At 62.3% G+C, this 13,695-nt stretch carries 14 protein-coding genes; 3 read left to right on the forward strand and 11 right to left on the reverse strand.

Going from position 1 to position 13,695, the window contains the following annotated elements:
- The first annotated feature begins 58 nt into the window (after positions 1 to 58).
- Together NCR40_RS27740 and NCR40_RS27745 are read left to right on the forward strand one after the other, a co-directional pair.
- Complete coding sequence (locus NCR40_RS27740) at positions 59 to 1,015, forward strand: LysR family transcriptional regulator (protein WP_350029331.1); 957 nt, start codon at positions 59 to 61, stop codon at positions 1,013 to 1,015.
- 112 nt (positions 1,016 to 1,127) lie between these two features.
- Entirely contained in the window at positions 1,128 to 2,651 is a 1,524-nt protein-coding gene (locus NCR40_RS27745; protein WP_250469631.1) for a glycosyltransferase family 39 protein, read from the forward strand.
- A 9-nt stretch (positions 2,652 to 2,660) separates the two neighbouring features.
- Here the strand turns inward: NCR40_RS27745 and NCR40_RS27750 are convergent, their stop codons facing one another.
- The 7 genes from NCR40_RS27750 to NCR40_RS27780 all read right to left on the reverse strand — a co-directional run bounded on the left by NCR40_RS27750 (position 2,661) and on the right by NCR40_RS27780 (position 9,519).
- Positions 2,661 to 3,608 (reverse strand): amino acid ABC transporter substrate-binding protein, encoded by a 948-nt coding sequence (locus tag NCR40_RS27750; protein ID WP_250469632.1) that lies wholly within the window; start codon positions 3,606 to 3,608, stop codon positions 2,661 to 2,663.
- Between the two features lie 13 nt (positions 3,609 to 3,621).
- Positions 3,622 to 4,929, reverse strand: a complete 1,308-nt coding sequence (locus tag NCR40_RS27755) for a dicarboxylate/amino acid:cation symporter (RefSeq protein WP_244831685.1) — start codon at positions 4,927 to 4,929, stop codon at positions 3,622 to 3,624.
- A 278-nt stretch (positions 4,930 to 5,207) separates the two neighbouring features.
- Positions 5,208 to 6,278, reverse strand: coding sequence for an ABC transporter ATP-binding protein (locus NCR40_RS27760; protein ID WP_250494874.1), 1,071 nt, complete (start codon positions 6,276 to 6,278; stop codon positions 5,208 to 5,210).
- A gap of 18 nt (positions 6,279 to 6,296) precedes the next feature.
- Positions 6,297 to 7,088, reverse strand: coding sequence for an ABC transporter permease (locus tag NCR40_RS27765; protein ID WP_250511341.1), 792 nt, complete (start codon positions 7,086 to 7,088; stop codon positions 6,297 to 6,299).
- Positions 7,085 to 8,020 carry an ABC transporter permease gene (locus NCR40_RS27770; RefSeq protein ID WP_244831688.1) on the reverse strand — a complete coding sequence of 312 codons (936 nt, stop codon included), beginning with the start codon at positions 8,018 to 8,020 and terminating at the stop codon, positions 7,085 to 7,087. Before NCR40_RS27770 ends, NCR40_RS27765 begins: the two co-directional genes overlap by 4 nt.
- 22 nt (positions 8,021 to 8,042) lie before the next feature.
- Positions 8,043 to 9,161 (reverse strand): ABC transporter substrate-binding protein, encoded by a 1,119-nt coding sequence (locus tag NCR40_RS27775; protein WP_250511342.1) that lies wholly within the window; start codon positions 9,159 to 9,161, stop codon positions 8,043 to 8,045.
- A 127-nt stretch (positions 9,162 to 9,288) separates the two neighbouring features.
- Complete coding sequence (locus NCR40_RS27780) at positions 9,289 to 9,519, reverse strand: hypothetical protein (protein WP_250511343.1); 231 nt, start codon at positions 9,517 to 9,519, stop codon at positions 9,289 to 9,291.
- Positions 9,520 to 9,753: 234 nt separating this feature from the next.
- Here NCR40_RS27780 and zwf point away from each other — a divergent pair, with 234 nt between their 5' ends.
- Positions 9,754 to 11,217: a glucose-6-phosphate dehydrogenase gene (zwf, locus tag NCR40_RS27785; RefSeq protein WP_244831691.1), complete on the forward strand. Its 1,464-nt coding sequence runs from the start codon at positions 9,754 to 9,756 to the stop codon at positions 11,215 to 11,217.
- 3 nt (positions 11,218 to 11,220) lie between these two features.
- Here zwf and NCR40_RS27790 read toward each other — a convergent pair whose 3' ends face one another.
- The 4 genes from NCR40_RS27790 to NCR40_RS27805 all read right to left on the reverse strand — a co-directional run bounded on the left by NCR40_RS27790 (position 11,221) and on the right by NCR40_RS27805 (position 13,694).
- Positions 11,221 to 12,219 (reverse strand): GlxA family transcriptional regulator, encoded by a 999-nt coding sequence (locus NCR40_RS27790; RefSeq protein WP_244831692.1) that lies wholly within the window; start codon positions 12,217 to 12,219, stop codon positions 11,221 to 11,223.
- A gap of 93 nt (positions 12,220 to 12,312) precedes the next feature.
- Positions 12,313 to 13,074: a CbtA family protein gene (locus tag NCR40_RS27795; RefSeq protein ID WP_250511344.1), complete on the reverse strand. Its 762-nt coding sequence runs from the start codon at positions 13,072 to 13,074 to the stop codon at positions 12,313 to 12,315.
- Positions 13,075 to 13,087: 13 nt separating this feature from the next.
- A complete protein-coding gene (locus tag NCR40_RS27800; protein ID WP_244831694.1) occupies positions 13,088 to 13,297 on the reverse strand; it encodes a CbtB domain-containing protein in 210 nt (69 codons plus the stop codon).
- A 49-nt stretch (positions 13,298 to 13,346) separates the two neighbouring features.
- Positions 13,347 to 13,694, reverse strand: a complete 348-nt coding sequence (locus NCR40_RS27805; RefSeq protein WP_244831695.1) for a nitrile hydratase accessory protein — start codon at positions 13,692 to 13,694, stop codon at positions 13,347 to 13,349.
- Position 13,695 lies beyond the last annotated feature (1 nt).

Below are 13,695 nucleotides of genomic sequence, written 5' to 3' on the forward strand. Positions count from 1 at the left end.
GTTAGCCGCGAAGTGCCGGGTTAAGATTCACCCACATTCATTTCATTTTTTACTTAAAGTGAATACTGATTCGGCAACGGACTTCGAGTTCTTCATCTTGCTCGCGAAACTGAAGAGCATGTCCGGCGCGGCGCGCGCACTCGATCTCACGCCGCCCGCAGCGACCAAGCGGCTCGGCATCATGGAAAAGCGGCTGGGCGCGCAGCTCGTCAACCGCACCACGCGCAGCATCAGCCTCACGCCGGAAGGCGAAACCTATCTGCGCTATGCAACGCAGATTGTGGAACAAGTGCGCGAAATGGAAGAAGCGATCACGGGCGCGCGCACCGATCCGCAAGGGCTGCTGCGCATCAACGCGACGCTCGGCTTCGGCCGCACGACCATTGCGCCGCTCGTGTCCGAGTTTGCAAAGCGCTTTCCTCAGGTCGAGGTTCAGTTCGAAGTGACGGATCGGCCCGTCGATCTGATCGAAGGTGCGTTCGATATGGCGATACGCTTCGGCGAACTGCCCGACAGCCGCTTGAGCGCGCGACGCATCATGAGCAACCGGCGCTTTCTTTGCGCATCGCCGAAATATCTCGAACGCTTCGGCACGCCCGAAAAGATCGAAGACCTGCTGCAGCACCGCTGCATCATTCATCGGCAGAACGACGATGCCCATGGCGTATGGCGATTCATCGACGAAGACCACACGGAAGCGCTGAAAGTGCGCGGCGCGTTATCCAGCAACGATGGCGATATCGTCCTGCGCTGGGCGCTCGACGGACACGGCATTCTTATCCGCTCGGAATGGGACCTGGCGAAGTATGTACAGAGCGGACGGCTCGAAATCGTGCTGCCGAACGCCGTGCTGCCATCGGCCGATCTCTTCGTCTATTACCCGCGGCAACGCAACCAGACCGCACGCGCCCGTGCGTTCATCGACTTCCTGGTTGAGCGCTTTCAGGCGCCGTTCATTCCCGTCGATGCCGGCAAGCTCGTGCGCGAGCGCAAGAAACGCGGCGCCCGCCGTTGATCCGCTCGTGTACGGGCACGAACGTTCGCATCACGCGCGCCACGCGACTTGCCTCGTGCGTCGGACGATGCGAGACTCGGCACGCTGAAGTCGCCCGCAAAACGGAGGAGACATGCGGCCAGCCGATAGCCTGAAAACGCATTCACTCGCCGACACCGCGCCACTGCTTCCATGGGCTGCGGCGCTGGTGATTTTGCATATCGCGACCAATGGCGAATACGGCTTTCATCGCGATGAGCTCTCCACGTTGGAAGACGCGCGCTCGCTCGCATGGGGTTACGTCGGCGTCCCGCCGTTCATTCCGTTTCTTGCGCGAGGCGCGTTCGCGCTGTTCGGGCCGTCGCTGACCGGCTTGCGCTTTTTCTCGTCGCTGGCAATGGGCATCGCCTTCGTGCTCACGGGCCTGATTGCGCGCGAGCTCGGAGGAAGCAGACGGGCGCAGATCGTCGCCGCATTGGCCGCCGCTATTAGCAGTGTCGCGTTGAGCGCGGGCGCGCTTTATCAGTACGTCAGTTTCGACTATCTATGGTGGGTCGCGGCCGCATACTGCGCGGTGCGCCTGCTGTCCACGGACGATGCACGATGGTGTCTCGGCGTTGGCGCTGCCATCGGCATCGGCTTGTTGACGAAGTACACCATCGCGTTTCTGGCAGCGGGTATCGCCGCGGGCTTGCTCTTCACACCCGCCCGTCGATACTTCCGCAGCGCGTGGCTATGGCTCGGCGTCGCGCTCGTCGGCGTGATCGCGCTGCCTCACTTGATCTGGCAGTTTCAGCACGACTTCATCACACTGGATTTCCTGCAGAGCATTCACGCTCGCGACGTCCGCATGGGACGCGGCAACGGATTCCTGCTCGGTCAGTTCTGGATCACGACAAGCCCGTTCACGGTTCCCTTGTGGCTCGCGGGACTCTACTATCTTTTCGCCTTCGGGGAAGGAAAGCGGTTTCGCGTGCTTGGCTGGATGTTCGTCGTGCCGCTCGTGTTGTTCGTCGTGGCGAAGGGCCGCGACTACTATATGGCGCCTGCTTATCCGATGTTGCTCGCGGCGGGCGCGGTGTGGGCGGAGCAACGGATGGCATCGCTCAACATGCGCCACGCAGCGGCGATTCGCTGGTCCGTGTGCGTCGTGCTCGCAATCGGCGCGGTGCTGGGCGCCGCACCCGTACTGCCGATTGCTCCGGTCGGATCGACATGGTGGCGCTTTGCGGATCGCGTCAATGGCGGCAACTTCAACGAAGAACTCGGGTGGCCCGACATGGCGGAAAGCGTCGCGCGCATTCGCGACACACTTCCGGAGGGGCAACGTGCGAGCGTCGGCATTCTCGTCGCCGATACGGGCCAGGCCGGCGCCATCGATCTATTCGGCGCGCGCTTGAAGCTGCCGAGCCCGATCTCCGGCACCAACTCACACTGGTTTCGCGGATACGGCGACCCGCCGCCGAAGCCGCTGATCGTCGTGGGTTTTCCGAGCGATATCGTGCAGCGTGAGTTGGCGTCGTGCCGTATGGCCGCGCGTCTCACGAACCGCTTCGGGATTGCAAACAGCACGGTAAGTGGCCGCGATATCTTCGTATGCGAAGCACCGCGCCAACCGTGGCCGCAATTCTGGCGCGGCATACAGGTCTATGGATAGCGCGCATCTTCATTGCGCGTCCGTGCCCGCGGTCGTCTGAATGATAGTCTCGAGTTGCGCGCTCATCGGCAGATTGATGCTCGTGCCCGATGGCAGGCGGCGCAAAAACCAGCGCTTGTATTGCCGGTCCATTTCGCCGTCCGCCGCGAGTTCCTGGAACGTGTCCTTCACCACTTGCGCCAACTGCGGATCGTCCTTGCGAAACATGATGCCGTACGGCTCATACGAAAGGTAATCGCCGACCACGCGGTACGACCCGCCCGCGCCCGCGTGCTCGGCAATCAGCCCATAGAGCAAGACGTCGTCGGTGGCGAATGCGTCGGCATGGCCGTCGGCCACTTGCGCGAAGCCTTGCGCGTGGTCTGGCACGATCTGCAACTGAATGCCGAGCCGGAACTTGCTGTCCAGATCGCGCAGCGCCTTCTCGTTCGTGGTGCCAGCGGTCAACGTGACCTTCTTGCCCGCGAGATCGCGAAACGAGGCGATAGGCGAGCCGCTCTTGACCATCACCTTCGTGCCCGCGACGAAGATGATCGGCGAAAACGCCACGCGTTTCTGGCGTTCGATATTGCTGGTCGTCGAGCCGCATTCGAGATCGACACGGCCGCTCGTCACGGCGTCGATACGATTATCAGGCGTAACCGGCACCCACAGGATGGTCGGCGTCAGATTGATCGCATCGCCGATGGCCGTCACCAGCGACTTGCATAACTCGATGGAATAACCGATAGGTTCATGGCGCGCGTTCAGATACGAAAACGGCACCGATGCCTCGCGATAACCAATCGCGACGACACCGCTCTTTCGCACCTTCGCGAGCGTTCCCGTGAGCGCGACGGGCGCGAAGCTATCGGGAATAGCGCGTGACGTTTGCGGATCGTCCTGCGCTCGCGCTCCGGCACAGGCGATCAAGGTCCCCGCGAGCGCGAGCATCGAGCAGAATCGCTGCATCTTCATGGCGCGGCTCCGCTCAACCTTCTGCCGGATGGGCGATGGTCGCTTCGAGCTCGGTTTCGATGCGCGCCGCGTTGGCGTCGGCTTCCGCTTCCGTCATCAGTTCGCCCTCCCACTTGGCGACCACCGCGCTCGCAATCGAATTGCCCACCGCGTTCGTGGCGGAACGGCCCATGTCGAGGAACGTGTCCACGCCGAGAATCAACAACAAACCCGCTTCGGGAATGCCGAACTGGTTGAGCGTCGCCGCGATCACGACGAGCGACGCGCGCGGCACGCCGGCCATTCCCTTGGATGTCAGCATGAGCACCAGCAACATGGTCAGTTGCGTGCCGATGGAAAGCGGAATGTTGTAGGCCTGCGCGATAAACAACGTCGCGAAGGTGCAGTACATCATCGAGCCGTCGAGGTTGAACGAATAGCCCATCGGCATCACGAACGCGGAGATCTTGCGCTTCACGCCGAAGCGGTCGAGCGCATCGAGAATCTTCGGATACGCGGCTTCCGAACTCGCGGTCGCGAACGAGAGCATGAACGCTTCTCTTATCAGTCCCAGCAGCTTGAGCACGCGTGGTCCGAGAAACAGGAAACCCGCGAGCGCCAACAACGCCCACAATATGAACAGGCTCAAGTAGAAGTCGCCCATGAAGACCGCGAACTTGAGCAGAATGGTCAGGCCATTGACGGCGACAGTGGACGCCATCGCGGCCAGCACGGCGAGCGGTGCGAGCTTCATTACGTAGCCGGTGATCTTCAGCATGACGTGCGAGAGCTGGTCGATGGCGGCGACGAGAATCTTGCCCTTGTCGCCCAGCGCGGCGAGCGCCACACCGAAGAACATGGAGAACACGACGATCTGCAGCACTTCGTTGTTGGTCATCGCTTCCGCGAACGACCTCGGCACCATATGACTCACGAAGTCCTTGAGCGTGAACTTGGAAGTCGCCAAATTCGCCGATGCGCCGATATCCGGCAACGGCAGCCCGAGATTCTCGCCCGGCCTGAGCAGGTTCGACATCATGAGACCGAGCAGCAACGACACGAGCGACGCGGTGACGAACCAGCCGAGCGCCTTGGCAAACACGCGCCCGACCGAGGCTGCATCGCCCATATGCGCAATACCCACGACGAGCGTGGAGAACACGAGCGGACCGATCACCATTTTGATCAGTCGCAGAAACACGTCCGATATGAGCGAGATGTAGCCCGCGATTTCAGTAGCAGTCTTCTTGTCCGGAAAGCTCGAGTAGATCATGTAGCCGATCCCGATGCCCAACAGCATGGCGACCAGGATCCAGATGGCCGCATTATTTTTTCGGTTCATCTCGAAGCCTCCATTCACTGCCTTGATGGTTTGCGGGATGCAAAGCTCGAAACCGGATGCTGCCGCTTAGTGTGCCTTAACAAAAAGGGAATTGCATTGGCGTAATCCGCCATGCAAGGTGTTTGAATTGCCGGAAACGAAATGCGCGGCGATGGCATCGATGCATCGCATATATATCCGCTACGCTTGCCGCAATGCAGCGACAGGATCGAGTCTCGCGCCCGCCGAACGGCGCCGCGACGCTGGTGCGCTGCGCAACGGCACGTTTGGCGCGTTGCCTAACGCGCGTCCTCGTCGAGCACGAGGAGATTCTCGTGCGAAAAGCCGAGCGCGACCGGCTGGCCGCGTTCGGGCAGCAACCGGTTCGGGTCGTTGAAGACATCGAGCGAGACTACCGCGTCTTTCACACGCGCGCGGATACGCACCACCGCGCCGAGGAAGCTGATTTCCTCGACGGTTGCCGCCAGCGAATTGCGGCCGCTCGCGGGCGGTTCGAGCACGATCGCTTCGGGACGCAAGGCGAGAAGCCGCTCCCGGCCGGCATCGTCCGATGGCAACTGGCGCGACGTCACGAGTTCCTGACCGTCCACGGCCATGCGTCCGGTCGCGGGATCGATCACGCGGCCCGCAAGAATGTTGAGCGTGCCGACGAAGGAGGCGACAAAGCGCGTGCGCGGAAAGTTATAGATGTTGAGCGGCGGCCCGACCTGTTCGACGCGCCCCTCGTTCATCACGACGATGCGATCCGAAATGGATAGCGCCTCTTCCTGATCGTGCGTGACGAAGATCGACGTGATTCCAAGTTCGCGCTGTAACGCGCGAATGTCTTCGCGCAACGAGACGCGGATCTTCGCATCGAGCGCGGACAGCGGTTCGTCGAGCAGCAACACTTGCGGCTTGCTCGCAAGCGCGCGCGCCAGCGCCACGCGCTGTTGCTGGCCACCCGACAGTTGCCACGGATAACGCTCGGCAAGATGCGGCAGCTTGATCAGTTCGAGCATTTGCGCCACGCGCTCGTCCATCTCCTTCTGCGGACGCTTCGCCACTCGCAGCGCGAAGCCTATGTTCTGCGCCACCGTCATGTTCGGAAAGAGCGCATACGATTGAAACACCATGCCGACGGCTCGTTCGCGCGTACGCAGATGCGTGACGTCGCGGCCATCGAGACGAATGGTGCCGCGCGTGGGCGTCTCGAAGCCCGCGATCATGCGCAGCACGGTCGTCTTGCCGCATCCAGAAGGACCGAGGAACGTGATGAACTCGCCGCGCTCGATCTTCATGTCGAACTGATGCAGCGCGATGTTCGGCCCGAACGCCTTGTGAAGATTGTCGATTTCGAGAAATGCCATGCGTCGCGTACCTCAGGCTCAAGTTTTCTGGCCGGCCAGCGCGCGCGCCGAACCGAATACCTGGATCAGTCCCATCGAGGCCCAAGTGACGACGAACGCGATGATCGCGAGCGCCGACGGCTCGTAGGCACGGTTCGCACCGATCAACTGCAGATACGGGCCGAACGCCGGACGATCCAGCAGGCTCGCGAGCGTGAACTCGCCGATGACGACCGCAAAAGTAAGGAACGCGCCCGACAGAATGCCCGAGCGCACATTCGGGAAGATCACTTTGAAAAGTATAATCGCGCGGCCCGCGCCCAGACATTCGGCGGCTTCGGTGAGCGAGCGGATATCGACGGCGCGCATGCCGGCGTCGACCGCGCGATACATATACGGCAGCGACAGCGTGACATAGCCGAACACGAGCAAAAGGTCGGTCGCGCGTTCGTTGCCGGTGAGCGGCAGGATCGAACTGCTGTTGTAGATGCGCAGATAGCCGAACACGATGACGATGGCCGGAATCACGAGCGGCAGCAACGTGATGAACTCGACCACGGGCCGCAGCTTCGGCAAGCGCAGCTGCACCCAGTAAGCGGTCGGCACCACGAGCAGCACGCCGATCACGATGGTGAGAAAGCCCATCAGCACCGAATAGCCGAACGACGCCTGAAAATGCGGATCGCCGAGTACGACGCGATACGCGTCGAAGCTGTATTCGCCACGACGCATGCGCAGACTGAACTCGAATGTGGCGATCAGCGGAATCAAAAAATATAGCGAGCCGACGATCATCGCGATGGCGGCGCCCGCGCGCGACTGCGATTTCATCGGCGTCCCCTTTCGGCGCGCGCACGCAACCAGATATAGCCGCCGTTCGAAAGCCCCGTCACCACGATCATGCCGAGCGCGAGCGCGTAACCCAGGTTCTGGTTATGCAGCACGTCGCCGCGAATCTGCGCGTACAGCAGAATGGTCACGATATTGAGCGAGCTGCCGGTCAACGCATAAGCCGTGGCGACCGCGCCGAACGCGTTGGCGAACAAGAGCAGCGCCGCGCCCAGCAAGCTCGGCCACAGCACCGGCAAGCCGACATAACGCCAGTACTGCGCCGATGTCCCGCCGAGGCAATCGCAGGCTTCGCGCCATTCGCGCTTCAGACCGTCGAGCGCGGGCGTGATGATGAGCACCATCAACGGAATCTGGAAATACAGGTATGTGATGGTCAGTCCGGCGAAGCTCAGAATGCTGAAGCCGGTGGAATAGAGATTGAAGCCAAGGTACTTGCGCGCCAGCACGGTGACGAGACCCACGCGCCCCAACGTGCAAATGAAAGCGAACGCGAGCGGCACGCCCGCGAAGTTCGACGCCACGCCGGAGAAGGTCATGAGCGTCGGGCGAATCCATGCGGGTAACTGGCCTTTCACCGCCGCCCACGCGAGCAGCGAGCCGAGTATCGCGCCGCCCGCGGCCGACGCCGCGCTGACTTTCATGCTGATCCAGTAGGCATCGAGCACGCCGGGCTGGAACAACTCGCGGAAATTGACGAGCGTGAAGTGTCCCTGCGGGTCCTGGAACGCGCCCACCATCAAGAAGCCCGTGGGCAGCAGAAGGAATAGCAGCGCGAACACGAAGAACGGCAGCACGCCGATATACGTGAGCCAACTCGCGCCGCCGCTTGCGCGCGCGGCACCGGCCGGCGGCACGGGCGCGGCCGGCGCCAGCAGATCCGGCCCGGCGCCTTGCGGAGGAGAGACGCTCATTGCAGGATCTCGTCCGTCACGCTTACTTCACGTTCGCGCCGACGATCTGATCCCAGCCCTTGGTGACGACGTCCTTGGTGGCGTCCTGTTGCGGCAGCATCGGGAACACGACGCCTTTATACGCCGATGCGGGCGGCAGCTTGTCGAGCAGCGCCTGCGGCACCTTCTTCTGCGCCACGAGTTCGTTGTAGCGCATTGGGTGGCAATAGCCCGCGAGCCAGCCGAGTTGGCCTTCGTCGGAATAGAGGTATTCCATCCACAGCTTCGCGGCGTTCGGATGCGGCGCAAACGCGCTGATCGCCTGAACATAAACGCCCGCCACGACACCCGTCTTCGGCACGATTACCTGCACCTTCGGGTTGCCCTTGAGCGTGTCGCGGTCGGCGAGCGCGTTGTAGTCCCAGCGCACGATGATCGGCGTCGTGCCTTGCGCCAGCGACGCCGCCTTGCCGATCACCGGCACGAAGTTGCCGCTCTTGTTCAAATCGGCGAAAAATTTGAGTCCAGCCTGATCCGCCTTGCTTGCGTCGCCCTTGGTCTGCGACAAGCCCGCCGCATAGACGCCCTGAATGGCCTGATTGGCCGAGCGTGGATCGCCCGCGAGCGAAACCGCGTTGCGATAGTCGGCCTTCTGCAAGTCGCTCCAGTCGGCCGGCGGCTTGTCGATCATGTCGGTGTTGACTTCGAATGAAAGCACGCCGTAATAATCGCCGTACCAGTAGCCTTCGGCGTCCTTGGATTCGGCGGGAATCGCGCTCCACGTCGACACCTTGTACGGCTGCAACAAGCCTTCTTTCTTCGCCGTCGGGCCGAACGAAAGACCGACGTCGATCACGTCCGGTGCCTGCGGTCCCTTGTTGCCTTTGTTGGCCTTGATCGCTTCGATCTCGTCGCCCGAGCCTGCGTCGGGGTTGAGTTCGTTGACGCGAATGCCGTACTTCTTCTGGAACCCGGCGATGACCGCGCCGTAACCGCACCAGTCATGCGGCAGTGCGATGGTGGTCAACTGCCCTTCCTGCTTCGCGGCTGCGATGAGCGCATCCGTTGGCGCCGCCACAGCCTGACCGATGCTGCCCGCGGCCAATCCAGCCGTGGCGCAGATGCACAAAACACGGCCTGTCCCGATACGCTTCATCGTCATTCTTGTCCTATACCGGAAGGTATTGCGTTGATGAGTTCCGCCGATTGCCGATGCAGGCTAAAGTCAATCAGCGCGTTTGGCAAGCCGCCAAAAAAGCCGGCTCCATGCGCGGCATCGGCGGCACCCTTCAGTTCCTCGAAGGCTCGCTGGGCGGCGCGCGGCGCGTGCCGAACGTCGCGACCACGATCGGACTCAGCGCCGCGAGGATCGCGCTGAAGCGCATCGTCGAAGCAATGCCGAGATGTTCGACGACCGCGCCGCCACCGAGCGAACCGAGCGCAATCGCGCTCGCGCCGCTGCGTTCCGGCTTGGCGCCGAGGGCGTGCCCATTAGCGCGGTGTCTCCCACGCGACGGCATCCGAGTCCGAAGGTGCGGCTCTTTATCGGCCGACTCGTCGATGCATGGCAGCCCAAACCGCCGAGGGAACGCGAGCTGCGTTGAAGCACGATCCCGCAATGTGGACCACGCGCGAACGCGCTTCGAATGCGCTTTATTGAATCGCGCACGCCTGAGCGATACTGACACTGTCGGAACGCATGAGACGCGACGCTGTTGCTGACGAGCCGTGACAACCCACCGAGGATTCGCACGATGGCCAAGATCTCCGCAGGCGTAGGTCCGAAGTTTCCGCAAGTGGTCGTGCTGTTCGGCGCCACGGGCGATCTCGCACGACGCAAGCTGTTGCCTGGCCTCTTCCATCTGTCGAATGCGGGGTTCATCCCCGGCTGCAAGATCATTGCCGTCGCGCTCGACGACATTCACGTGGACGACTTCCGCGTCACGGCGAAAGGCGCGCTCGACGAGTTTTCGAGTCGTAAGGTGACGCCGCAAGAGTGGGACACGTTCGCCGCCAATCTCGATTACGTGCCCCTGACAGCCGGCGCCGCAACGCTGAAGGCGGCGGTCCTGAACGCCGAGAAAAGCTTCGGCGGCGAATGCCGGCGCCTGCATTATCTGAGCGTTCCGCCCAACGCCGCGCTTTCGGCGGTCGGCATGCTTCATGAAGCGGGACTCGTGGAACGCTCGCGCATCATCATGGAAAAGCCTTTCGGCACCGATCTGGCAAGTTCCGTGTCGCTCAACGCGCACTTGCACGAGGTCTTCGAAGAGGCGCAGATTTTTCGCATCGATCACTTTCTCGGCAAGGAACCGGCGCAGAACATCCTCGCATTCCGCTTCGCCAACGGCTTGTTCGAACCGATATGGAATCGCAATTTCATCGATCACGTGCAGATCGACGTGCCGGAAACGCTCGGCCTCGGCAAGCGCGCGGGCTTCTACGAGCAGACGGGCGCGTTTCGCGACATGGTCGTCACGCACCTGTTCCAGATTCTCGCGTTCATGGCAATGGAGCCGCCCACATCGCTGGAACCTTCGCCTATCAGCGAGGAAAAGAACAAGGTCTTTCGCAGCATGTTGCCGATTCAACCTAACGATGTCGTGCGCGGTCAGTACACGGGTTATCGGACCGAGGAAGGCGTGAGCGCCGAGTCGGAAACAGAGACCTTCATTGCGCTGAAATGCTCGATCGACAACTGGCGCTGGGCGGGTGTGCCCTTCTATCTGCGCACCGGCAAGCGGCTCGCGGAAGGCCAGCGAATCATTTCCATTGCGTTTCGCGAGCCGCCGAAGAGCATGTTTCCGGCAGGTTCGGGCGTGGGTTCGCAGGGACCGGACCATTTGACCTTCGATCTCGCCGATGCCTCGAAGATGTCGCTCTCGTTCTACGGCAAGCGGCCCGGCCCCGGCATGCGTCTCGACAAACTGAGCCTGCAGTTCGCCATGCGCGACACGGGCTTGATCGGCGAAGTGCTGGAAGCCTACGAGCGCCTGATTCTCGACGCCATGCGCGGGGATCGCACGCTGTTCACGACTGCGGAAGGCATCGAGCGGCTGTGGGAAGTATCCACGGCGCTGCTCGAATCGCCGCCGCCCGTGCGGTTTTACGCGCCGGGTTCGTGGGGGCCGAATGCGATTCATCAGCTAGTCGCGCCGCGTGCCTGGCGGCTGCCGTTCGAGCGTGCCTGGCGCGATCCGAACGCGCTCGGAAGCTGATCCTCAGGCGCGTCCGTTGGCTGCCTGAACCGTGTCGGCTTTTGATCTGAACCGGTCGCGATAATCCACCGGATTGATACTGAGCCGCCGAAAGAAGGTTCTGCGAAAGCCGTCGGTATCCTCGAAGCCGCAGCGGCGCGCGATTTCCCGCATCGGCAATTCCGTGGCTTCGAGATAGTGCCGCGCCGCGTCGATGCGCGCATTGGCAAGGAAGGTCATCGGCGTCGTGCCGCAGTCCTTGGCGAAGATGCGCGAGAGATTGCGCGCGCTCATATGCGCGCGGTCCGCAAGCGATGCCACTGTATGTGCGACATGCAGGTTGTCGAGCATGAACTCCTGCAGTGCCATGGTCTGCGAGCCGGGCGCGGCCTGCGTTTCAAGGAGCGGGCTGAACTGCGACTGACCGCCCGCGCGCCGCAGATAAACGACCAGATACTTGGCGACATCCAGCGCCATCTGACGGCCGAAGTCGTCTTCGATCATTGCGAGCGACAAGTCGATACCCGCCGTGACGCCCGCCGTCGTGAAGATGTTGCCGTCACGAACGAAGATGTGGTCCGGCTCGATCCGCGCGCGCGGAAACGTCGCGGCGAGCCGCGGCACGTCCATCCAGTGCGTAGTCACGACTTTGTTGTCGAGCAGTCCCGCCGAACCGAGCGCGAAGAGACCATTGCAGATCGCCGATACGCGGCGGCACTGCTTGTGCTGCGCGCGCAGCCATTCGCTGAGCGCGGGATCGTCGAAGGCGTCGAAGATACCGAGCCCGCCCGGAACGATGATGGTGTCGAACTCCGGGCAGCGGTCGAAGATGGTGCGGTCCGGTACGGTCGTGAGGCCGCTCGACGACTGCACGCTGCCGCGCGTGGTGCCGACCGTCATCATTTCGTACTCGCATTCGCCCTTGCTCAACACGCGGACTTCGGCAAAGGCGTCCTTCGGCCCGGCGATATCGAGCAACTGGAACCCGGGAAAGACGAGCATGCCGACCTTGATGCGTTTCATCGGAGTTTTGGTGTCCGTCTGAAAGCGGGCGGCGGCGGAACACCGTCGCCCTGAACGATTAGTCTAACCGCCCAAAAAACGCGGTCGCGCATGTCATCGATTGCGCACCGCCGGCGCGAAAACCGGTGCCTTGCGAGGCTGGCGAGCGCCGGCGAGTTCGCTACGCTCGGCGAGCACACCGAACAGCGCGCCAATGGTCGTCCAGACGATCGCCTGCATGCCGATGGACGCCATCCTGAACTTCCACAGCAGCGTGGCGGGAAAGCCGGCCGGCACTTCGTCGATCCCGGGCAGCACGACGATCATCACGGCAAGCATGACGCCGAACGCGAGAATACCGACGAGCGTTCCGTTCCACTGCCCGAACTTCCTCGCCGCGACACCGCGCACGTTGAGCGACAACAGCATGATCGCAAGCGAGATGGCGATGGTCAGAAAGAACAGCGCCGTGCGATAACCGATGGTTTCCGGGTCCCCGACCGATGGCGGATTCGCCGGATAGACGAGGCTCGGCACCACGACGAGCGATACGAACGCCGCAAGCGCCATCCACGCGGCAAGCGGCCGTGCGCCGAGCTTGCCCACCCTGCCCCACGCATATGCGAAGGCAAGCGCGAAGAGCCCGCCGAAAGCCGCGCCATAGGCCACGACACCCGTCAGCAAGCCCATGTCCGCCTGCGTCTCGCGACTGACGAGTTCGGGCTCGGGCGCATCGCCGTGAGCGGCGTGCGCGTGCTCTTCGATTGCAATCGCGCGTTCGACTTGCGGTTCGCCCACCACTCTCGCGAAACCGAACGCAAGCAGTCCCGCGACCACGCCCGCGAGCATGCCGCGCATCAACAGTTTGCCGACCATGATCGTCTCCGCGTCAATGACAGGGAAAGCCGAGCAGATGGCGTCCATCGTGCACGAACTCGTGAACGTACATGCCGGACACGATCGAGGTCGCGCCCTCTTCCGCGCCGACGAAATACAGCGCGAGCAACATCAAGAGACCGCCGAACACGATCCACGGTAGTAGCTCGCGCAACGGGATTGGCGTGACCGGTTCGGTAGGGAAAGCAATAGCGTCGTTCATTGAAGACCTCGTTTGAATCGATGATGATGATTGGATGGATGCGCAAGACTCAGGCGTCAACGTTGACGCGCCGCGCCGTCACGACCTTCAGGAGTTCATCGCGCGACAACACGCCGCTCGTTTCGACCACGTTCAAAAGCGCTTCGAGAAAGCGTTCGTAGTAGTCCCAGCGCGGCTGGTCGATGCAACCGATAGCTTCCCACTGTGCAATCGATGCAATCAAGCTCTGCCGGAAGTCCTCCCACTCGAAGCAGCCCGCTTTCGATAACGACAGCGCAAGCCCGAACACATCGCGCTCCCAGCGGTTGGTGAAGAACAGCTTGCCGTCGAGACGCGGCGGCGAATCGGGCGCGCCGAGCATCGACGTCGCCGCGTATTCCTCGAATCGAGTGAACATG

It is taken from the genome of Caballeronia sp. GACF4 (assembly GCF_023631025.1).
Classification (GTDB): domain Bacteria; phylum Pseudomonadota; class Gammaproteobacteria; order Burkholderiales; family Burkholderiaceae; genus Caballeronia.

Coding starts and splice junctions, on each gene's coding strand:
- zwf (WP_244831691.1), top strand. CDS start 9,754: ATGGCCAAGATCTCCGCAGGCGTAGGTCCGAAGTTTCCGCAAGTGGTC.
- NCR40_RS27805 (WP_244831695.1), bottom strand. CDS start 13,694: ATGTTCACTCGATTCGAGGAATACGCGGCGACGTCGATGCTCGGCGCG.
- NCR40_RS27765 (WP_250511341.1), bottom strand. CDS start 7,088: ATGAAATCGCAGTCGCGCGCGGGCGCCGCCATCGCGATGATCGTCGGC.
- NCR40_RS27750 (WP_250469632.1), bottom strand. CDS start 3,608: ATGAAGATGCAGCGATTCTGCTCGATGCTCGCGCTCGCGGGGACCTTG.
- NCR40_RS27780 (WP_250511343.1), bottom strand. CDS start 9,519: ATGCCGTCGCGTGGGAGACACCGCGCTAATGGGCACGCCCTCGGCGCC.
- NCR40_RS27755 (WP_244831685.1), bottom strand. CDS start 4,929: ATGAACCGAAAAAATAATGCGGCCATCTGGATCCTGGTCGCCATGCTG.
- NCR40_RS27770 (WP_244831688.1), bottom strand. CDS start 8,020: ATGAGCGTCTCTCCTCCGCAAGGCGCCGGGCCGGATCTGCTGGCGCCG.
- NCR40_RS27800 (WP_244831694.1), bottom strand. CDS start 13,297: ATGAACGACGCTATTGCTTTCCCTACCGAACCGGTCACGCCAATCCCG.
- NCR40_RS27745 (WP_250469631.1), top strand. CDS start 1,128: ATGCGGCCAGCCGATAGCCTGAAAACGCATTCACTCGCCGACACCGCG.
- NCR40_RS27790 (WP_244831692.1), bottom strand. CDS start 12,219: ATGAAACGCATCAAGGTCGGCATGCTCGTCTTTCCCGGGTTCCAGTTG.
- NCR40_RS27775 (WP_250511342.1), bottom strand. CDS start 9,161: ATGACGATGAAGCGTATCGGGACAGGCCGTGTTTTGTGCATCTGCGCC.
- NCR40_RS27760 (WP_250494874.1), bottom strand. CDS start 6,278: ATGGCATTTCTCGAAATCGACAATCTTCACAAGGCGTTCGGGCCGAAC.
- NCR40_RS27795 (WP_250511344.1), bottom strand. CDS start 13,074: ATGGTCGGCAAACTGTTGATGCGCGGCATGCTCGCGGGCGTGGTCGCG.